The organism is Hoylesella loescheii DSM 19665 = JCM 12249 = ATCC 15930 (assembly GCF_000378085.1).
In the GTDB taxonomy this organism is placed as follows: domain Bacteria; phylum Bacteroidota; class Bacteroidia; order Bacteroidales; family Bacteroidaceae; genus Prevotella; species Prevotella loescheii.
Window position 1 is genome coordinate 66,796 of record NZ_KB899216.1, and the last position, 22,523, is coordinate 89,318.

Annotated in this window: 14 protein-coding genes; 9 read left to right on the forward strand and 5 right to left on the reverse strand. The window is 48.2% G+C overall.

Features of this window, described 5'->3' with window-relative positions; genetic code table 11:
• Positions 1-418: 418 nt before the first annotated feature.
• The 7 genes from guaB to F453_RS0108565 all read left to right on the forward strand — a co-directional run bounded on the left by guaB (position 419) and on the right by F453_RS0108565 (position 10,630).
• Positions 419-1,903: an IMP dehydrogenase gene (guaB, locus tag F453_RS0108535; protein ID WP_009237358.1), complete on the forward strand. Its 1,485-nt coding sequence runs from the start codon at positions 419-421 to the stop codon at positions 1,901-1,903.
• Between the two features lie 103 nt (positions 1,904-2,006).
• On the forward strand, positions 2,007-3,431 hold the full coding sequence (locus F453_RS0108540; protein ID WP_018967646.1) for a peptidylprolyl isomerase: 1,425 nt from the start codon (positions 2,007-2,009) through the stop codon (positions 3,429-3,431).
• A gap of 30 nt (positions 3,432-3,461) precedes the next feature.
• Entirely contained in the window at positions 3,462-4,913 is a 1,452-nt protein-coding gene (locus F453_RS0108545) for a peptidylprolyl isomerase (protein WP_025789978.1), read from the forward strand.
• Complete coding sequence (locus F453_RS0108550) at positions 4,910-6,796, forward strand: OstA-like protein (protein ID WP_026292525.1); 1,887 nt, start codon at positions 4,910-4,912, stop codon at positions 6,794-6,796. The genes F453_RS0108545 and F453_RS0108550 overlap by 4 nt, the downstream gene beginning before the upstream one ends.
• 137 nt (positions 6,797-6,933) lie before the next feature.
• Positions 6,934-7,242, forward strand: a complete 309-nt coding sequence (locus F453_RS0108555; protein WP_025789977.1) for a membrane protein — start codon at positions 6,934-6,936, stop codon at positions 7,240-7,242.
• 86 nt (positions 7,243-7,328) lie between these two features.
• Positions 7,329-9,149, forward strand: a complete 1,821-nt coding sequence (mutL, locus tag F453_RS0108560; RefSeq protein WP_018967650.1) for a DNA mismatch repair endonuclease MutL — start codon at positions 7,329-7,331, stop codon at positions 9,147-9,149.
• 329 nt (positions 9,150-9,478) lie between these two features.
• The gene (locus tag F453_RS0108565; protein ID WP_018967651.1) at positions 9,479-10,630 is read left to right on the forward strand and encodes an OmpA family protein; all 1,152 of its coding nucleotides are present in this window, start codon (positions 9,479-9,481) and stop codon (positions 10,628-10,630) included.
• Positions 10,631-10,893: 263 nt separating this feature from the next.
• Here the strand turns inward: F453_RS0108565 and F453_RS0108570 are convergent, their stop codons facing one another.
• Positions 10,894-11,445 (reverse strand): hypothetical protein, encoded by a 552-nt coding sequence (locus F453_RS0108570; RefSeq protein ID WP_018967652.1) that lies wholly within the window; start codon positions 11,443-11,445, stop codon positions 10,894-10,896.
• Between the two features lie 915 nt (positions 11,446-12,360).
• Here F453_RS0108570 and F453_RS0108575 point away from each other — a divergent pair.
• Both F453_RS0108575 and F453_RS0108580 read left to right on the forward strand, forming a co-directional pair.
• Positions 12,361-14,673, forward strand: coding sequence for a TonB-dependent receptor (locus F453_RS0108575; protein WP_018967653.1), 2,313 nt, complete (start codon positions 12,361-12,363; stop codon positions 14,671-14,673).
• Between the two features lie 61 nt (positions 14,674-14,734).
• Positions 14,735-15,976: a DUF4374 domain-containing protein gene (locus tag F453_RS0108580; protein ID WP_025789976.1), complete on the forward strand. Its 1,242-nt coding sequence runs from the start codon at positions 14,735-14,737 to the stop codon at positions 15,974-15,976.
• Between the two features lie 332 nt (positions 15,977-16,308).
• On the opposite strand, the gene F453_RS0108590 is transcribed toward F453_RS0108580, so the two are convergent.
• The 4 genes from F453_RS0108590 to F453_RS0108605 are packed head-to-tail and all read right to left on the reverse strand — an operon-like array spanning position 16,309 to position 22,512.
• Positions 16,309-17,754 (reverse strand): sialate O-acetylesterase, encoded by a 1,446-nt coding sequence (locus tag F453_RS0108590; protein ID WP_018967656.1) that lies wholly within the window; start codon positions 17,752-17,754, stop codon positions 16,309-16,311.
• On the reverse strand, positions 17,751-19,430 hold the full coding sequence (locus F453_RS0108595) for a glycoside hydrolase family 26 protein (protein ID WP_018967657.1): 1,680 nt from the start codon (positions 19,428-19,430) through the stop codon (positions 17,751-17,753). The genes F453_RS0108590 and F453_RS0108595 overlap by 4 nt, the downstream gene beginning before the upstream one ends.
• A gap of 15 nt (positions 19,431-19,445) precedes the next feature.
• Complete coding sequence (locus F453_RS0108600) at positions 19,446-20,732, reverse strand: glycan-binding surface protein (protein ID WP_018967658.1); 1,287 nt, start codon at positions 20,730-20,732, stop codon at positions 19,446-19,448.
• A gap of 22 nt (positions 20,733-20,754) precedes the next feature.
• Entirely contained in the window at positions 20,755-22,512 is a 1,758-nt protein-coding gene (locus tag F453_RS0108605) for a RagB/SusD family nutrient uptake outer membrane protein (RefSeq protein ID WP_018967659.1), read from the reverse strand.
• Positions 22,513-22,523 lie beyond the last annotated feature (11 nt).

Consider the following 22,523-nt stretch of genomic DNA (forward strand, 5'->3'; position numbering starts at 1 on the left):
TTATGTTTTTAGATATTTAGTGTTTGCAAATATAGTGAAAAATTGTCAATGGTAGAACGTCAGGCATACTTATTTCTATTAAATTTCGTAGGAGCTTCATGTCAACAACTGTTCATGGTAAGTGCGTTTCCTCGCCATGGCCATACGTAATCAAGCTTGATATTGCTCATATGGCTTAACGAAAACGTTCTTTTCTCGTTCCTCGAAAAGTGCGTTTCCTCGCCATGGCCATACGCAAGCAAGCTTGGTATGGCTCATTTGGCTTAACGAAAACGTTCCAAAATCACAAGCATTTTAGATGATGAATCAACGCTATTTTATCGAACAGGCCTTAATAAATAAGAAAAACGCGTAAACCATCAGCTTTGTGGAAAATTATTGCTAAATTTGCATGCAATAAATTTCTAAATCCTCCACTATGTCATCATTTGTTGCAGATAAAATCGTGATGGACGGTCTTACATACGACGACGTCCTGCTCATACCCGCTTACTCCGACGTGCTGCCTAAGACAGTAACGCTGAAAACAAAGTTCTCTCGTAACATCGAATTGAACATCCCTTTCGTTACGGCAGCTATGGATACGGTAACCGAAGCGGCAATGGCCATCGCCATAGCACGCGAAGGTGGTATCGGCGTTATTCATAAAAACATGTCTATAGAAGAGCAAGCGCACGAAGTGGCCGTGGTAAAACGAGCCGAAAACGGAATGATTTACGATCCCGTTACCATTCGTAAGGGACGTACCGTGAAAGATGCGCTCGCCATGATGCACGACTATCACATCGGCGGCATTCCTGTTGTTGACGACGATAACCGTCTTGTGGGCATCGTTACCAATAGGGACTTGCGTTTCGAACATCGTCTAGACAAGAAGATTGATGAGGTGATGACTAGCGAAAACCTTGTGGTGACGCACCAACAAACCGACTTGGCCGCCGCTGCACAGATATTGCAAGAAAACAAAATTGAGAAATTGCCCGTGGTGGATGCCAACAATCGCATCGTGGGACTTATTACATATAAGGACATTACCAAGGCAAAGGATAAGCCCATGGCCTGCAAAGACGAGAAAGGACGATTGCGCGTGGCTGCGGGAGTAGGTGTTACGGCCGACACTTTGGACCGTATGAAGGCCCTTGTAGAGGCAGGTGCCGACGCCATCGTTATCGATACGGCGCACGGACACTCAAAATACGTAGTGGAAAAGCTTGTCGAGGCTAAACGTGCATTCCCCAATGTAGACATCGTTGTGGGTAATGTGGCCACGGGCGAAGCTGCTAAGCTGCTGGTGGAGCATGGTGCTGATGCCGTAAAGGTGGGCATTGGGCCTGGTTCTATCTGCACAACGCGTGTGGTGGCAGGTGTGGGTGTTCCCCAACTGAGTGCCATTTACAGCGTATTTGATGCGCTTAAAGGTACGGGCGTGCCACTTATCGCCGATGGCGGACTGCGCTATTCGGGCGACGTGGTTAAGGCCTTGGCAGCCGGTGGTAGTTCGGTAATGATTGGATCGCTGGTTGCTGGTACGGAAGAAAGCCCTGGCGAAACCATCATCTTTAACGGACGAAAGTTCAAGACCTATCGTGGTATGGGCTCGATGGAGGCCATGGAGCAGAAAAATGGTTCGAAAGACCGCTATTTCCAAGGAGATACTTTGGAGGCAAAGAAGCTTGTTCCCGAGGGTATCGCAGGCCGAGTGCCTTACAAAGGCACGGTGCAGGAGGTGATTTATCAGCTCATTGGCGGTTTGCGTTCGGGTATGGGCTACTGCGGGGCCAATGATATTGTTTCCCTTCACAATGCCAAGTTCACCCGCATCACCAACGCGGGCGTGTTGGAGAGTCATCCGCACGACATCACCATCACGAGCGAGGCACCTAATTATAGCCGTCCCGAATAGCTCCATCACATATATATAATATGGTGTAACTTCTCGCCGTGTGCGGCGTTTGTACCTATAACGCCCCCTCGGCGAGAAGTTTTCGCCACTTAACCTGTAACTAATGAGACGTAGAGCCTTGTCTGTGGCATTGCTGTTTTGTGCTTTCGTGGCACACGCCCAAGACGACCCCACCATTATGACCATTAACGGACGGCCAATAAGTCGTTCGGAATTCGAGTATTCGTATAATAAGAACAACACCGACAATGTGGTTGATAAGAAGACGGTGGCACAGTATGTAGACCTCTTCGTGAACTATAAGCTCAAGGTTGAGGCTGCTTTGGCTGCCCGATTGGATACCACACAGGCATTTCGTAGCGAGTTCGCCGATTATCGCGACCAGCAGGTGAGACCCTCGTTCGTTACCAGCGACGATATGGAAAAAGCTGCTCGGCAGTTGTATGACGATACTCGCCAACGCGTTGACGGACAAGGTGGGCTGATAAGGGTGGCTCACATCATGCTGATGTTGCCCCAGAAAGCACCGAAAGAGGCGCAAAATCGTGCCGAATTGCGAATCGACTCTATCTATAACGCCCTTAAACGTGGGGCAGACTTTGCCGCTTTGGCCAAAAAATTGTCTGACGATAAGGGCTCGGCACAACAAGGTGGCGAACTGCCTTGGTTGCAAAAGGGACAGACGCTGAAAGAGTTTGAAGACGCCGCTTTTGCTCTTAAGCCAGGAGAGATAAGCAAACCCGTGCTTTCGCCTGCGGGCTATCATGTCATAAAGTTGATAGAGCGTCGCATGTTTTTGCCCTACGACTCGGTAAAGGCTGATATCCTAGCCTATATCGAGCAATCGGGCATGCGCGAGCAGATTATCGACAACAAGCTGAATGAGCTGGCTAAGGCTTCGGGTACAACCCGAACGACGGCCGATGTGTTGCAAGAACGCAAGGTGCAATTGGAAGCAAAAGACCCTGCACTGAAATATCTTATCCAAGAATATCACGACGGGCTATTGCTTTATGAAGTAAGTAACCGCGCCGTTTGGGAAAAAGCGGCGAAAGACGAAGAAGGTTTGCGCTACTATTTCAGTAAAAATAAGAAGCGCTATGCATGGGACGAACCACGATTTAAGGGTATAGCCTGCTATGCAAAGACAAAGGCCGACTTTAAGGCGGTGAAGAAATTGGTGAAGAAATTTCCTTTTAGCGAATGGAATGAAGCCCTAAGGAAGGCCTTCAACAACGATTCTACGATCCGAATAAAGGTTGAACGCGGGATGTTTAAGCCTGGCGACAACTCTTTGGTGGATCGAGATGCCTTTAAAAGAACCGTCTCCATAGAGATGAGTCCTGAATTCCCCATTGTCGGCGTGATAGGAAAGAAACTGAAAGCACCCAAAGAAATGGACGATGTTCGTGCCCTTGTGGTGGCCGATTTCCAAGAGACATTGGAAAAAGAATGGGTGAAAGACTTGCGAAAACAATATAAGGTGGAAGTGAACGAGGCGGTGCTCAAAACCGTGAACAAACACTAAACGCCCTCATAACGACATATATAAACAACGATGAGAACCAAAATGAAGATATTCTGCGGCTTGTCAGCAATGATTCTGACCGCCGCCATTTCTGCCAACGCTAAGCAAGGGTTGGCCAAAAAGGTTGCTGCGAATGACAGTACCGCAGCTGCCAAGCCCGTGAAAACCGAACCTGTCGTGCCTGAAGCAAGTGTAGTAGACGAAGTGATATGGGTGGTGGGCGACGAACCCATACTAAAATCTGACGTAGAGGCCGCTCGCTTGCAGGCCGAAAATGAAGGACACAAGTTTAAAGGCAACCCCGACTGCTCTATTCCCGAACAGTTGGCGGTGCAAAAACTATTCCTTCATCAAGCCGCCATCGACAGTTTGGAGGTAAGTGAGTCGGAAATATCGCAAGGTATTGAAGAGCAAATAAACTATTGGATACAAATGGTGGGTTCGAAAGAGAAGTTAGAAGAGTATCGCAAACAAACCATTACGGAGATGCGGCAGTCTATGCACGACGATTATAAGAATAATCGCCTCATCGCCATGATGAAAGAGAAGCTTGTGAGCGATGTGAAAGTGTCGCCCGCCGATGTGCGTAAGTTCTTCAAAGACTTGCCCGCCGATAGCATTCCTATGGTGCCCACGATGGTAGAAGTGGAGATTATTACCCAAAATCCCAAGGTTAAGACCGAGGAAGTGAACCGAGTGAAAGACCAGTTGCGTGAATATACCGACCGTGTAACCAAGGGTGAGACCACCTTTGCTACGCTTGCGCGTCTCTATTCGGAAGATCCAGGTTCGGCAAGACAAGGTGGAGAGCTTGGTTTTACGGGTAGGGCGGCGTTGGATCCTGCCTTCGCAGCCGTGGCCTTTAACCTTACTGACCCCAATAAGATCTCAAAGATCGTAGAAACGGAGTTCGGTTACCACATCATTCAGCTTATCGACAAGCGTGGCGACAAAGTTAATGTGCGCCATATCTTGCTGAAACCGAACGTCTCACAAGACGACATCGACCGCTCGAAAGCACGGTTAGACTCGATTGCCAGCGACATTAAGGGCGGTAAATTCTCGTTTGAAGAGGGCGCAACATTTATTTCCGACGACAAAGACACTAAAAATAACCACGGATTGATGGCCTATACCGACCGCGAAACGCGTGCTCTGTCGTCTAAATTCCGTATGGGCGACCTGCCAACAGAAGTGGCTCGTGAAGTGGAAGGCATGAAAGTGGGCGACATTTCCAAACCTTTCCAAATGACGAACGCACGTGGAAAGACTGTGGTTGCCATCATTAAGCTGAAGAATAGGGTAGAGGGGCATCGTGCAACCATAACCGAAGACTTCCAAGTGATGAAAAACGTGGTGCTGGCTAAGGAACGGGAGAAGAAGCTACACGAATGGGTTGTGAATAAGATAAAGCAAACCTATGTTCGTATGGGCGACCGTTATAAGGACTGCGACTTTGAATATCAGGGATGGATTAAATGAGATTAAAACCAATATCGACATCTAATGGCGGTAGGCATAGTGGCGTCTTGTGGGCGTTACTATGCCTTTTTGTACTCTGTCTGCTACCCGCGATTGCTCAGAAAAAAGTGAAAACCGCAGCAAAGACCGATGACCGCGTGTATCTGGTGCACTCAGACGAGTTGCGTTACGACCAATTCGGCCCTGTTCCCGATGCTCAAATTGTGAAAGGGAAGGTGCAATTCATGCACAAAGGAGCGCGAATGTGGTGCGATAGTGCATACTTTTACCAGCAAACAAACTCGTTTCGCGCCTTTGGTCACGTGCGAATGGTGCAGGGCGACACGCTCTCGCTCACCTGCGAACGGGCTTTTTACGATGGTCAGGCACAGATGATGGAGGCTCGTCAGAATGTTTGGCTCAAACATCGGGGGCAAACGCTCAACACCGATAGCCTTAATTACGACCGCCTTTACAATAATGCCTACTTCTTTGAGGGTGGTACGCTCACCGACAAAAACCAAAAGTTGGTGGCCGATTGGGGGCAATATAATACCCAAACACGCGAAGCCGTGTTCTATTATAATGTGAAAATGATTGAGGGCGATCGCGTTATTACCACCGATACCTTGCACTACAATACGCAAAATTCGATGGCCCACGTGCTTGGCCCATCGAAAATAACCTCTAAAAATGGTGAGATAGAAACGCGCGACGGCTACTTCGACACCAAATCCAGTAAGTCGAAACTCTTCGGTCGCTCAACTGTCAACGACAAAGACAAGACCATTACGGGCGACAGTCTTTATTACGATGACAAGACGGGACAAAGTGAAGGCTATGGCGACGTGGTGTATGTTGACAAGAAAAATAAGAACAGCCTGCTTTGCCAACACTTTAATTACAACGAGAAAACGGGCTTGGGCTGGGCTACAGGTAAGCTTTTGGCCAAGGATTACTCGCAGAAAGACACGCTTTATGTGCATGCCGACTCTGTGAAGCTTTTCACTTACAATATCAATACCGATTCGGTTTATCGCCTCGCGCATTGTTTTAGGCATGTGCGCGCTTATAGAACAGATGTTCAGGCCGTATGCGATTCGATGGTGGCAAACTCTAAAGATTCGTGCCTCACCATGTATCGCGACCCCATTGTGTGGAATGCCAACCGACAATTGTTGGGTGAGGTGATTAAGGTATACATGCAAGACAGCACCGTACGCGAAGCGCACGTTTTGGGGCAAGCGCTCTCTATCGAGCAAATGCCCGACTCAGTGCACTTCAATCAGTTGTCGTCTAGAGATATGTTTGCCTATTTTGTTGATGGCAATGTTCGTCGAAACGACGCTGTGAGCAACGTGCGCTCTATCTATTATTCGGTAGACGACAAGGACAGCACCCTTATCGGGCTTAACTATCTCGAAACCGACACCATGCGAATGTACATATCGGCACAGCGAAAACTGCAAAAAATATGGACTTGTCGCTTCGAGGCCACACTCTATCCGATGACCCAAATACCTCCTGGGAAAGAAAAGTTGGAGTCGTTTGGGTGGTTCGATTATGTGCGACCGCTTAGTAAAGACGACCTATACGAATGGCGACCGAAGGCTGCTGGAACTGAATTGAAGAAGGTTCAACCGCGTGTGTTGCCCAAACAACGGCTTGACGACGATGAGAATAATAAGGTGGACGCCCACTCTGACACTGGGCAAGCGACAGGTGAAACCACCGAGCAAACAGCCACGAACGGAGAACATGTCACTGATTCCACAGCAACAAGGGTCAAAACGGCAGTTGTGGCGAGTGGAAAGACTACCGCAAAAACTGACAGTAGCTCTTCAACGACAAAGAAAACAAGTGTCAAGAGTGGTGGCGTGGCAACCAAACGAAAGGCTAAGTAAATCACAACCACTATGTGTAGGGTAGTCTTCTCTGGCATACTTGTTAAACGAAATGTGCCTGTTTTGCTGCTTACTTTCAACGCTTTCAGGCAATTTGGCCTGCCATTATAGGTTTATCACGAACAAATAATGCACCTATGGGAATGTTTTCAATGCGTAAACCGCGCAGGTTTCATCACGAATACATCTACGCCGACGACCGAAAAAAACGGTTGGAAGCCATAGAGCAACGGGCAAAAGCAGAGCTGGGAATGGCCGAAAAGGCCGAGGGCCAGGACATTTTACCACGAGATGCCGACCGATTTAGGGGCGCATTCACCCCGCCCAACAGCCATTTGCATCGTCGTGGTCAGTCGTATGGTGTGGGTTTTGGTAGTCGGGTGTTCTTATTCGTGGTCATATTCCTATTCATGGGCTATATCCTGTTCAGGCTGCTTTTGGGCTAGACGCCTTTCCTCTTTGGCTATTTCCCTGTTCATATTTTGCAGTTTGGCCCATGTAAACACACCATATATATAAGGAGAAACAATCAATGAGCGACGTAATACAACTTTTACCCGATTCGGTGGCTAACCAAATAGCAGCTGGCGAGGTGATACAAAGGCCAGCTTCTATCATTAAGGAACTGGTGGAAAATGCCGTCGACGCTGGTGCAACACGCATCGACGTGAACGTTATCGATGCCGGTAAAACTTCGGTACAAGTTATCGACAACGGTCGTGGTATGTCTGAAACCGATGCACGCCTGGCTTTCGAACGCCACGCAACGTCTAAGATACGTCAGGCATCCGACCTTTTTGCCCTTAGTACTATGGGTTTCCGGGGCGAGGCCTTAGCTTCTATTGCCGCTGTGGCACAAGTGGAACTCAAAACACGTCTTGCCAGCGAAGAGATTGGTACGTCATTGTCTATCGCAGGCTCACAGTTCACGGGTCAAGAACCTTGCGCCTGCCCTGTGGGAAGTAACTTTGTTATCGAAAATCTCTTTTATAACATCCCTGCGAGACGTAAGTTCCTCAAGTCTAACGCCACCGAACTGAACAACATCATCACAGCTTTCGAACGTATCGCTTTGGTATATCCCGACATTGCCTTCACGCTCCGCAGCAATGGGACCGAAGTGTTCAACCTGCCTTCGGTCGTTCTTAAACAGCGTATTGTTGATGTTTTCGGCAAACGTATCAGTCAAGACCTACTCTCGTTTAATGTAGAAACGTCCATTTGCAAGATACATGGGTTCGTAGGTAAACCCGAATCGGCTCGCAAGAAAGGGGCGCATCAGTATTTCTTTGTCAACGGTCGCTACATGAAGCACCCCTATTTCAGCAAGGCCGTGATGCTACCTTTCGAACGTTTGATTCCACAAGGCGAGCAAGTTCCTTACTTCATCTACTTTGAAGTGAACCCCGAAGACATCGATGTGAACATCCATCCCACGAAGACCGAAATAAAATTCGAGAACGAACAGGCCGTGTGGCAAATTCTTTCGGCATCTGTACGCGAGGCAGTGGGGCTGTTTAACGATGTGCCTACTATCGATTTTGATACCGAAGGACGACCCGACATCCCCGTATACAATCCCAACGAAAACGCTCCTGCACCTAAGGTGAACTACAATCCGCATTATAATCCCTTCGACGACACGCCACAGTCAACCTTGCAAAGTAAGAATAACAGCCGATGGGAGGACCTCTATGCGGGCTTGCAGAGCAGTGAAGAACCCGATTTGGGTCTTTTCCCCGATACTGATAAGGAGCAAGAAGGAGCGGCTAGTCGAATGATTGAAGACAAATCACCCGCCCATTACCAGTATAAAGGCCGCTATGTGATGACCGCCGTTAAGTCGGGGTTGCTCGTTATCGATCAACATCGTGCCCATGTACGCATTCTTTTCGAGCAGTATCTTCGTCAGGTGGCTCAGCGTTCGGGTACATCTCAGAAGGTTTTGTTTCCCGAAGTGGTTCAATTCACGGCCAGCGAAGACCTCGTGGCGCAGAAAATTATGCCTGATTTGCAAGGTTTGGGTTTTGAACTTACCGACCTTGGCGCCCGAAACTATGCCGTAAACGCTATCCCTGCAGGGCTCGAGGGCATCAATCCCATCGCGATGATACGCGACATGGTTGCTACGGCCATGGAAAAAGGAGCGGGATTGCACGACGACGTCAACCAAGCTCTTGCCCTAAGTCTTGCTCGTAATGCCGCCATACCTTATGGGCAAGTGCTGGGCAACGATGAGATGGAGAGTCTTGTGAATGCCCTTTTTGCCTGCCAAAACGTTAACTATACCCCTAATGGTCAGAAAATATTGGCCATTATGGCACAGACCGACTTGGAGCAGCTTTTCGGTTAAGACCGTGAAGTACGAATCAATTAAACGGCAAAGAACCCAAACGTGGGATTTCTAGAACATGCTTTAAGAAGTAATATCATCCTAATTATCACGCCTTTGACAAGTTTATGCAGTTAGATGCAGGCTTGTCAAAGGCGATTTTTTAATATTCTAGAAAACATTTTTGCAGATTTGAGATAAATCAAGATTACAATATAAAGTTAGTTAAAATGCGCGTTTTCGGTGCTTGTCATGAAAAAATAAAGAAAATAATCACTAACTTTGCAATGTATTTAGGTAGGTACAGAATTATAGAGAGAAGATATTTTTGCTTATTAATAAAATTAGTTATGAAAAAATTATTGATTGTATTAGCGCTTGTTGGTGTTTCGACAACATCGATGGCGCAGGATTCGGACCCCGTACTAAAGTATAGCGTGGCTACGAACTCCTTCTGGAGTAACTGGTTCATTCAAGTAGGTGGCGAATGGAACGCATGGTATTCAGACCAAGAACATGGTAAGGATCTCCCCGTTAGCCCTTTCAAGAAATTTCGTTCTAGCCCTAGCGCAGCCATTGCCGTAGGTAAATGGTTTACGCCTGGTATAGGTTTGCGTACCAAACTGCAAGGTATTTGGGGCAAATCTGTTATTGACGAGAACAGCCGTTCTAACAAATATTGGAACTTGAATGAACATGTTCTGTTGAATGTAAGCAACATGGTGTTGGGTTATAACCCCAACCGTGTATGGAATCTCATTCCTTTCTTTGGTGGTGGTTTGGGCCGCACGATGACCCACGACCTCTATGCGATGAACCTCAGTGTAGGTGTGCTTAACACTTTCCGCGTTTGCGATAAGATGGCTATTCACCTCGAGCTTGGTTGGAACCGCTTCGAAGAAGACATGGACGGCTATCAAGGCAATACAGTTGCAAGTCCTCACGTGAACCGTGGTTGGGAAGACAAGGATAACTTGTTGTATGCCGAGCTTGGTCTTACTTTCAACTTGGGTAAGTCTACTTGGAACAAGACTCCCGACGTAGATGCTTTGAAGGCTCTTTCGCAAGCCCAAATGGACGCTCTTAACGCACAGCTGAACGACGCAGCTTCTGAAAACGCTCGTCTGAAGAATATGTTGGCTAACCAACAGCCTGCTGAAACGAAGACTATAAGGGAATTTGTTACCACGCCGGTTTCTGTATTCTTCAACATCAACAAGACCAACATTGCTTCGCAAAAAGACCTTGTTAACGTTCAGGCCGTTGCTAAGTACGCTAAGGAAAATAACTCCAACATCAACGTTGTGGGTTATGCAGACAGCGCTACTGGTTCGGCAAATGTTAACCAAGTACTTTCTGACAAGCGTGCTGAAACTGTTGCCAACGAATTGGTTAAGATGGGTGTAAGCCGCGACAGAATTTCGACCGTTGGTAAGGGTGGTGTAGACGACCTGTCGCCCATCTCGTTCAACCGTCGTGCTACTGTTCAGATTGCTGAATAATCCAGAATAGAGAGTTTATTTGCTGACTAATGTCGGCAACAAGAAACAATACAAAAGGGGATGTGCCTTAGCGGTACATCCCCTTTCGTTTTGTTCTGCCGTTTCTGGCCTGTATGGTTCGGCTAATCTTAGCTTTGCGCTTGGTCATCGTTTTCAAATCTTTCCTCCTGATTCGCGAGGTTTGCAGCTGCTGAAGAACAAGCAGAAATGGTTGGCAATATTTGCTATATGTTGCTGTATGCCGTGTCATTGTTTCTTTGGGGCTACCTATCCTCCTCACTTCTTACCAACGAATCTACCTTTATTACAGGTAAGTACAGCGTGTCAGGCGAATTGCTGATGCGTAATTTACCTTGTTCAAAGTATAAAAGCTTTGCCCTTTTTAGATAGTTAATCAAGCGATTATGATTGTATATCCGTTGTTGGCCATAGCTTAAAATCAATATGCTGTCGGGTTTGAGGTAATCGCTTATTGGGATATGATCGTTATTAAGAAGGTGTGAAACCTCTGAAAATAAGTAGACCTTTTTCCCATCAATCTCTAAAAACTCAGTAGGCGTAAAGTCTTTTAGCTCCTTATCAAGTCCTTTATATAGTGGACCGATGAGAAAACCAGGGTGTTTGCCGTCCTCGTTGAACAGTTTTTGGGTTGATAGCAACAAGAAGCTATTGCATTCTTTATGCTCTGCAATGTAGGCTTTTATAGCTGTATAGCAATCTCGCCTTACCTGATAATCCCTCTTTTGTGTGCAGCCTACTGTCGCTAATGCAAGTATAATCGATAGCGCGACTGCTAATATCTTGTTGTTCTCCATCTTTATTTATTTTTGTTCTTTCATGATAAGCCAAGCAATGGCAGGCTATTCCCGTTGTCGTAAGGTCTCAAACTTGCTAACCTAGTGATGCAACGAAATGCAATAACGTTATACGGACATGACAAAAGTACGAATAAAAAACGAAAACGAAAACTGTATTGGGAAGATGTACAGCCTCATGTTATGTCAAACAAAAATAGCAAAAGAAGTCTGTCGCTGTTTGTTGAAAGGCGAATAGCTTTTGATATTACAAGTAGTTCTTTATTCTTGTCTGTTGCATAATTGTTTGAAGACATGCCATAAAGGCATTAGGAGCTATGGCATTTATTAGCGCAACGACTGTATGAACTGATATCATGAGCGTTTGATGATATGAAAATGCAACCCATTAAATAAGCCCTAAACCTGAGCTTTATAACATCGCGTATTGTTCCAACTATGATGTAAGGCGTTTCCTTCTAAGAAATTCGGTCGTTCCATGTTAGCTGGAACAGGGTTACATGCGACATGGAACAGCAGTGCCACATAGGTGTAACGCACAGCTTTCTTAAATATTGGCTCTTAAGAACTTGTATGTCGGATTGCAAATGCTTTTGTTTCTTGCGATATAGAGGCGCTAAAAACACATGCTTAATACCAAAAGGTTGTGAGAAGAGATAATGTGCGCGCTGTAATTACCTATTGTTGGGTATTGTGAAAAAAAACAATTTGCTCTAATTTTGTAGCTGTTTTCTAAAACCAATAATGGTATAAATACGGTGAGCACACTCCATATAACGAATGCAGAGACATCCTAACGCGTGTGCAAACAAAAAGGTAAGAGGAAAAATGATGTTTCTTTTCTATGAAATAGCAAAGGTGATACAGTTAGAGTGTGTGTTGCACAGAGCAGTGCGCTTGGTGTGTGTCGTATCAATGCTTGTGTTAGGTAGTGCTGTGGCTGCGCAAAGTGTGGTGGTTTATGGTACAATAATCGACGGCCGAAGCCACGAACCGCTTATGGGCGCATACATAGAGGCATTGGGTACGAAAGCTAATGCCGTAAGTGATGCCATTGGCCATTATCGAATAATGGTTGAAAACAATGCCAATGTTCGTCTGCGAACTACCTACGTGGGGTATGGCGAACTGGTGAAATTGGTGAAGGCCAACGGAAAAGACAGCGTAAAGCTTGACTTGACATTGATGCCCGACGAGCATACGCTGCACGATGTAACGGTGACGGCACGCAGCGAAGCCAGGAAAATACGCGAGAGTGCCATGCCCGTGTCTGTTATTTCGCAACGCCAATTACAAGGGACGGCAACCAACATCAACGATGTGTTGGCACGTACTGTGGGCGTGACAGTACGAAACACGGGCGGAATGGGTAGCGCATCGCGCATATCGGTAAGAGGGTTGGAAGGTAAGCGCATGGGACTTTTCGTTGACGAAACGCCATTGGCACAGATAGGAAACTTCGTTGCTTTGAACGATATTCCCACAAGCATGATTGAACGTATAGAGGTTTATAAGGGCATCGTGCCATATAAGTTTGGCGGTTCGGCCTTGGGTGGTGCCGTCAATGTGGTAACCAAGGAATATCCACCCGTATATCTTGATGTGGCTTATGAGATTAGCTCGTTCAACACGCATCAGCTTTCCACCGTATTGAAGCGCACCAATGCTCGAACGGGGTTGCAATTTGGTGTGGGTGGTGTGCTCACACATTCGGATAACGATTATACGATGCGTTTAGAAAACCTCAATGGGCGTGTGGTGAAGCGCGACCACGACAAGTTTGACAAGGCCATGGGAGGCTTTTCGCTCAAAGCTACTAAATGGTGGTTCGACGAAATAAAAACAGAATTAATCTTTACGCGTACCAAACAGCAGATACAAGGTATCGACATGCCTGTGAAAGAAGCCTATAACGAGTCGAAAAGCTTGGTGAGCGCATTGAAGTTGAAACGCGAAAACTTCTTCGTTGATGGCTTAGACTTCGACCTCGACGCTGGATATGTGTGGGGATGGTATGGCATGCACGACACGGCCATGCACCGATACGATTGGGATGGCACGCAGTTGCCGCCCGTTTCGGGTTACGGTGGAGAGCAGGGAAACCATCCCACCGATGGGAAAAATCGTTCGCAAGACTTTATTGCCAAATTAAACATGGGCTATACGCTCAACGAGCACCATGCGCTGAACCTCAACGTGTATGAAAACTATACGCGGCTGGCTCCCAAAGACACGTTGATGGACCGTGTCTTGAACTATCATGCCAACTTTCCCAGTAACATGAATAACCTCACTGTTGGCTTTTCGCACGACCTAACGCTCTTCGGCGGGCGCTTCCAAAATGCTCTCACCCTTAAAGCTTTCTTCTATTCGTCGCATTCTAGGGCCATAGAGGTGTTTGGAGTAAGTGATCCCGAACCCGTTTCGGTGGCCAAAAGCTACATGGGATTTAGTGATGCCATGCGCTATAAGTTTACGCCCTACCTGATGCTTAAGGCTTCGTTCAATTCGGAAGTACGCATCCCCACTAGCGAAGAGCTGATAGGTAATGGATATTCGATATTGCCGTCGCCTACACTTAAGCCCGAACGAACCACAGGTACAAACCTTGGATTGCTTTATAGGTGGCAAAGTGATGCAGGACAAGTTGTGGAATGCGAGCTGAACGGCTTTTACAACGTGTTGCATGACATGGTGCGCTTTACGCCCGACATCATCCCCACAATGGCCCGATACCGCAATTTTGGCAACGTGCGAACGGTGGGCGTGGAGCTAGACTGTAAGGCCGACGTGCTGCCATGGGCTTATCTCTATGCCAACGGCACGTGGCAAGACTTGCGCGACACGCGTCGAATGTTGCCCGATACGCAGGTAGACAATCCCACATATAACAAGCGCATACCCAATGTGCCCTATCTGATGGGTAATTTTGGTGTAGAGCTGCACAAAGAAAACCTCTTTGGTGGGAAGGGACAAAACACCCGACTGCTCTTCGACGCTTCATACGTACATCAATATTTCTACGATTTTGAGATGAGCATATACCAAGACCGTAAAATTCCTACATCGTTCACTATGGATGCAGGCTTGGAACACAGCTTCGGTAACGGCAGATGGACTTTGACTTTCAAGTTAAAGAACATCACGGATAGGTGGGTGGTGAGCGAACTTAACCGCCCTCTGCCTGGTCGAACATTGGCCTTTAAGGTGCGGTATGTGTTGAAATAATATGTAAGGAACTTAATTAACGGATAAAATACATTATTATAACCATTAAAAGCATTAGATTATGAAATTGAAGCATTTATGTATGGCCATCGTCGCAATGGCTGCATTCACCGCTTGTAGCGATGACAACAACGAGCAACCAAAGCCGCAACCGGACGAAGGAGTTGGTAAATTTGAAGGTATTGTCTTTGCTACGTCGATACCAAATGCCGATGGCAGTTCTGGTGCAGCGTACCTTCAAGGCATACCAAAGCTTACAACCAACCCCGTTGATAACTCGAAAGGCCTCCCAACGGGCTTTGGAACAACACCAATAGTTGCACCTAGCGGGAGCGTTTATTCGCTACCCGATTACATGGGGAATAGTAGAGCTGCTATCGTGCGCTATGTGCCCAATGCCAAAGGCGAGTTGGTGGAGAAAGGAAAGCTGCAGATCTCTGCCGGAGCACAGGCTTGCAATGTGGTAGAAGTGAACGCCGAGAAGGCATACGTTAGCTGTCAAGGCACGGGAAAGATTGTGGTGTTCAACCCGACGACGATGAAGCAGGTTAAGGAAATAGACCTTAACAGCTATGCACAGAAAGGATTGAACGTTGCACCTGCCACCATGATTGTGCGCGATGCAGACTTGTTTGTAGGTCTCTCTCAGCGCGATGCAAATTGGATGCCCATAAAGGCTAGTGCCGAACTTGTTGTTATTGACACCAAGACCGATGAGGTGAAGAAGCATATTACGAATACCACGCTGGGATTGAGCACGGCAACAAGGCCTATCGACCCCAAATCGATCTTCATGGACGAGAACAAGGATATCTATATCAACTGTATCGGAGGCTTTGGAATGAATCCTCAACTTCCTGGAGGTATCATAAGGATAAAGAACGGTTCGACAGATATCGACCCAGACTATTCGTTTAAGTTTAACGAAGTGAAGGTAGAAGGCTTGGAGGGTGGCTACGGAACATTTTTGGGAACGGTTTGTTACATGGCTAAGGGTAAGCTTTACGCATATATTAATGCACCACAGCTAGACCCTAACGCGAAAAATCCCTATCTCACAATTGCCTACTGCCCCGTGGAAATAGACCTCTATAACAAGACGATAACAAAGATTGAGGGTGTGGGATACTCTAATCCTCACGCTTGCGCTGTGGCTAAGTATGGCGATAAGGTGGTATTTGGAGTGACGAATAAAACTCAAAGCGGCTTCTTTAGTTACGACCCTGCAACAAAGAAAGCGGAAGGGCCAATACTGAAGGTTACAGGCAACCCCTTGTTCTTTTATAACTATGGTGTCAAGTAGGCGCACTTGTGCCTAAAACATAGGCGGGTTGCTGCGTATATGGTAACCGCTTGCTGCGAATAAGCGAAACTGTTGGGCTGTTGGCAAGTCAATGGCACGGCGGTTTCGCTTTGCTTTTCTATGGAGGTTGTTACGCGGTTAAGTTGCATCTTACGCGCGCGCGTATATATATAAGGTGTAGATGGGGATGGGGAGAAGATGAAAATGAGTGGCAAGTGAAAACGTTTAGTCCCCAAAAACAACATTTGCAGAAAACGAAAAGGCAATGAAAGGTAGACCGTTAGATAGAGTTGTAGCTCCTCTTTTGTCTACCTTTCATCGTTTTGAGGTGGTTACCAATTATCCGTTCTGAATGGGATAAGAGGCAACGCGGCTTGATTTTTGACGTTGCCCAGTAAGAAGTTGCGGTAACAATAGCGCACGGCTACGGGCTTGGGCACGGCTTTTGAGGTGAGCCTAAACTTGTTGTGGCGAACGTATGTGGCATCGGCGGGATAGAAAATGCGGTCTGCACCTGCCATCTCAAACCCCTCGTAGTTGGCCTGGGGCACAATGCCTGTGTAGGTGTCTTTAAGATGTATCACGCAGGTATCACCCTTTATCTCCATCCTTTCGAACGTAGGATGCTTGTACATCACGCCCTCGTAGCCATAATAACGTGCCAAAGCAGTGAGCGCAAGACGTTCACCGATGGGGCGTTTTTGGCTTGGATGTATCTGCCTAACTTCGTAGGGATACACCAAATCATTGGTACTTACCATGGCACAGTTCGGAATTTCGAGGCTGGCCTTGTATTGCTGTTCGCGTATGAAGGCTGCGCTGGTACCCATTTCGCCCTCATAACGGTGGGGAGCAATTTCCACTAAGAGCATCGGCATGTTGGCTGAGAAGTGCTTGCGCCATTGTTGCGCCAGTAGCTTTAACCGCTCGCCGTAGGTGGTGGGGTTATGGTCTACATTGGCGCAACCTTGATAATAGAGCACGCCACGCACACCATAGTTGACGATGGGTTGGAAAGTACCGTTGCCCCAAAGCAGTGGGCGCAGCCATTCGGTGGAATATTTGCGCGCGATAAGTGTCGAATCGGTGGGCTCGTCGGTGTGTTTGTGCAGGTTATCAGCATTTAACCAACTCTCAACCATTGTTCCTCCCTTGTTGGCTAGCACCAAACCCACTGGCATTTGCAACACTTGCGCGAGTCGTTGGGCGAAGAAAAAGCCCACGGCCGAGCAGTCGCTTACGGTCTTTGGGTTCATATCCACCCATTGGCAAGGTGTATCTTCGAGCGGAACGCTACTCATTCGGGCAGGAATTTTTACGTAACGCACACCGCGCATGTTGGCCGACGCCCATACGGCTTCCTGATATCCCTCTACGGGACATTCGTTAAAGCCGCGCACAGGCATCTCCATGTTGCTCTGTCCAGCGCAAACCCACACCTCGCCAGCAAGAATGTTGTTGATGGTTATTGGTTGCCCGTCGCTGAAAGTGATGCTATGTGGCTTAAAACTACCGCCTGGCGCACGCACAATGATGCGCCAACGACCCTTAGAATCACTGTCTACAACTAGCTTATTGGGGTTCCACGAGGGCACAACGGTAATTTGTGTGTTGGGTTTGGCCAATCCCCAAAAGGCGAAGTCGCTCAATTGTTGTATCACCATACCATCCGAAAGGATGTGGGGAAGCCTGATGCGTGCCTGCAAGGGTAGGGCGATGAGGGGCAGCAAGAGCGCCCACAGCACGCGCAAACGATGGAAAATCGCGGTCTGTCTCATCGCGTAATGACTTCGGGAGCACTGATAGCCGACTTCCACCAAGCATCGGTGGCATGCACAACGCCACCTCCTGGATACCACGGCATGAAGAAACTCCATTTGGCATCGGCGCTCCATTGGGCTGAAATCTCGGCAACGGTGCCACATTCGGTAAGTGCAATCATCTTTGTGGGATAGCGATAAGCCAGCTCGTTAAAGCGTTGTACGGCCGTTTGGGCAGATACTGGCTTGCCGTCTTGTCCGTACATGTCAGTGCCGATGATGTCAACGTATTTGTCGCCAGGATACCAATCGGGGTCGTTCTTTTCGGAAGTCCACACCCAGATAAGGTTGTTCACGCCGCGTTGCTTGAAAAAGTCGAACATGGTGTGCCACAATTTACGATAGTTTTCGGCTGTTCCATTGCCCCACCAGAACCACTTTCCTGCCGCTTCGTGTAGCGGACGCCACAGCACAGGGATGCCTGCGCGCTGCAATTGTAGCAGATAAGGCACAATCTTCTCTAAGTCGGATTTCATGAAGCGGTTAGCCCATGTGCCGTCGGTAACGGCATCGTTGAGGGTAAACTCGTTCTTGGCAGCGTAGAATTCGTACTTCACAGTGCCGGCTGCCTCAACGGTAACACCCGTAACGGTGTAGTCGTGGCCGCCAATTATCAGTCCATTGGCGCGCATTTCGGTAAGCGTGGTCTGGTCGAGCGTCATCGAATAGCTGTCGCCACTGATGTTGAAGTAGTCCCAGTTCTTGCCTTTCTCGTCTACGAAGCCCGCCCATTTGCTGTTCTTAATTGAGCCTTGGGCGTTGGCTTTTACGTTGGTGATTTTCACAACAAGCTTACTTCCAACCGAGGCTTTGGCCAAAATGGCTTTTGTGGCTTGTGTTGTGAGTTGTATATGACCGCTCCAGTCGGCCGGCATGTCCTTGTTTGGACCGCCGTAAAGCACTACAGGCACTGTGGAAGCGTATGGATTGGACGTGGGAACATTCCAATGCCAGCCTATTGTGACTATTCCGCCAGCGTCGTGCCATGTCTTTACGGGCGCGATGTTGGCATAATCAATCCATCCCCCAGGGCTAGTAGACTGCAAGTGGATGTAATCGTAGCCGTTGATGGCGGGATATTTGCCCGTGAGCGCATGCACTTGGTTAGACACGGTGGTGTTCCAAGCCACCTCGGCCATCGCTCCCGAGAATATTTTCTGCCCGTAGTTGGCCACCAATTTTTGGTATAAAGCCTTCGTTTCGGCCGTTGCATTGGCGTTGGCTAGCGTAGCGGTGATTTGTTGCGACTGCGCTTTGAGGGTGGCTTTTACTTGTGGGGCAGGCGTCTTATTGGGTCCACTAACCACGCCTTCAGGTATAACCAGCTCGTAACTCTCGCCTCGAGCGATGTTGGCCATTAGCAAAAGCTTGTTAGACGAGCCGATAACGTTGGCGCTAACCACAGGTTGGCCGTTAAGCGTGATACGTTCGTATTGCGACGACGCAAAGAAAATATTCTTGTCGTAGGTAACGATGATGGAGTCGAGACCCGCTTTGATGTTGTCTTGTGGGCTTACACTGACGAACGCGGGAGCGTCTACGGATTGTATGTTGTGTTCTACATTGTCGTTGCAAGCCGTTGCCGACAGCGACAGAGCTGTGAAAACGGCCAGGTATATCTTATTTCGTTTCATTGTAATCGATTTTAATTATTTGGCAGGCACAAGCCTAACGTTGTCTATATGCAGTTCGGGTTCGCAGTCGGTTCCCTCTACGCCACCGCTCCAAAGAAAGAAGGTGAAGCCCGTGAGTCGGTCTTTGGTAAGGGGCGAGCTGGCCGTTTGTCCGTCGCCTGTTTTATTAAAGGCCGAGAGTGGCATGCTTACTGTCACCCATTTGTCGCCCGTGTTGTAGCTTCCAGTGGCTTGCCAGGGTATCCATAATCCGCGTGGTAGGCCTTTATTGCCGTAATATTGGCTGTTGGCATTGGTATATGTCACGTCGGCATTGCCTGTAAAGATGGCTTGTAGGGCCGAAGCGCTCCACGTGTTGTTAGCTGGCACACGGCATTCGAATTTCAACACGAGGTCGGCTATGCTGCAAGTGTCGAGCATGGCCGCAATGGCGGGGATGCTAGAGATCTCTGGGAAGTTGTTAGCAGGTTCGGGCCAGTAGTTCATCGCGAAGTTATCTTCGGCCCAAGTAGCACCTACCTTGCCCAACATCTTTACGCCTCCAAAGTACAGGTAGCTGCCATCGATACCCCCCGAGCGTATGTTTCCTGCACGCCAACCATGTCCTTTGGTCATTCCGCCATGCGAACCGTCGAAGTCGAAGATGATGTTGCGCGTATCTTTATATACGAAGTCAGACTTGCCTTTGCCGTAAACCGACTGCACAATCACGCGTCCTGCGGTGGCACCTGTGGGCATTGTGAAGGTGATACTGTTCTTTGTGATGCTCTTGATGTCTGTAACGGGCACTGCACCATCGTTAAAAAGAACTTGCAAGGGCTTGTAGGGGTCTTGTATAAAGTAGTCGCCCGTGATGGTAACTTCCTCTCCTGCGGGTGCATACTCGCAGCTCATGGTCATCACCGAGGGTGGTGGCACAATCACATGAAAGGCATGTGTGGTGGTATCTCCATCTCCATTTACCATATATATCTTATCGGTTACGGCTGAGGGGATTTCTCCGGGGATGTCTACAAGCAGCGTGTTGTCGGTGATAAAGCTAGAATTGAGCACCGCTTCCTTATCGTTGAAGAACATACGGCGAACACTTCGCAGGTTGCTACCCACCAAGCAGATAGTGCGTTGCATGTAACTTTGAGTTATTATCGAGTCGGCACTCTCGGGCAAGCGTATGTATTGCACCTGTGGAGAACCGCCCGTGGGTTCGTATTTGTCGGGTTGGTCGCTGCATGCGGTAAGGGCTAAGGTTGCCAAGGCAAGCGATGCGGCGAGCGAACGCAACGTTATGATGGAACGTTTCATTGTATGATGTATTTTAAGCGGGTTAATATGAGTATGTTGAACGTACGTCTACGTGTACGGCTTCGTTCAGAAGATTGCCGTTGAACACCACATCCTGACTTGGGAAGGGTAGCGTAAAACTCTGAGGAGTTACGTTAGGAGCCTGTGCATCGGGATTGTATCGCATGTCGGTGGTGTTTACGTTCCATGCGCCACTTTTGTAATAGTTCTCGTAGAGGGTGTTAAGACCGAAGAAGGCAGCGCGCTTTTGAGCTTTAAGTTCGGCTATGCTACCTGCCATGTCGTAGTAGCTGCGACGCACGAAGTCGTACCAGCGGTCACCTTCCATCGCCAATTCCAGTCGGCGTTCTTTCCAAACGTCTTCCCAAGAGATGCTTGTGGGGCGCGATGCCGACTTCACCGCCCTGCTGCGAACCTTATAAAAGGCGTCGATAGCCGTGGCGTCGGTGGTCGATGTGCCGTTACCTATCACGGCTTCGGCATACACCAAGTACACGTCTGAGAGTCTAAGTACGGGTGTTGGCAGACTGCTGTGCATGTTTGAGGCCGAAATTCCGTCTACGGCGTATGTCTTATGGTCGTACGCGTTGCCATAAAGGTGCTTCACGCAGTTGGCTCCCGTTGCGCTTTGTAGCTTGCCTGGGCCACCGCTGCCATAGTTGTCGGCATCGTAAATAAATTGCAAATAGTTGAAGCCCTTGCGTCCCTTGTTGTCTGTTTTGTCGGTCCAGAAGTAGTCGTAGAAGTCGCCTGCCATCATCATTGTAGCCTTTCTGCGGGTGTCTACCTCGCTTCTGCTCTCGGGATTTTCGGTTGGCGATACGCCGAAAGCCTCTTGCAAGTCTACCGACGGACCGTTATATCCGCCCCAGCAGTCGCCAAATTCGTCGAAACCCACCATGGCCAAGTCGCTTTGCAGGGTGTTTTGCACGGTCCAGATGCTGGTGTCGGCCGTCCACATCCATGCGAAAAGGAATTCTCTGTTCATAGCGTTTTGCAGACGGAAGGCATCTGCATAGTTTGTCATCAGCGTGCGTCCGCTGTTGTCTATCACGTCTTTGGCATACGTTGCGGCCTTTTTCAGGTCGTCAGCGTTGCGTTGTCCGTTACCATTAGCATTCACACCACTTTTGGCTAGATACACCTTGGCGAGCAATCCCTCTGCGGCGTAATAGTCAATACGGCCTGGCGAACCATTGTGAGGCAACAGTTGCATGGCCTTTTCAAGTGTAAGGATGATGTATTCGTACACATCGGCCTTCTTCACACGGCTTACATTGCTATACGATCCGTCAGCTAACATGGCCGAGTTGTCGTGAATGATGGGCACGTCGCCAAACGAACGCACCAAAAAGAAGTAGGCCATAGCCTTCCATGCCAGACATTCGCCCATGCATTGGTTCTTTATAGCTTGCGATGCCGTGGCGTTTTTGAGGTTATTGTACACGGTGTTTGCGTGTCCGATAACCGACCACAGCGAGTAAGACATGTTCATCAAGTCGCCATCGGTGCTGTTAACGGTGAGCGTTAAGTAAGGGCTAGAACCCCAATAGTAATTGCCCGACATCACTTCGCCCACCTTAATGAAGCCGCGTTGGAAGTCGTACCAAGGCGAGTTATACAGATAGTTCACGCCCTGCAGGCATTGGTTGTCGTCCTTATAGAACGTACCAGCGTTGTAAGAGTCTTCTGCTGGCCTATCCAGAAAGTCGTTGCATGATGTTGCAAGCGCGCCCGTTGCCAAGGCAAAGGCCATATATAGATATTTCAAACGTTTCATCTTAAAGAAGG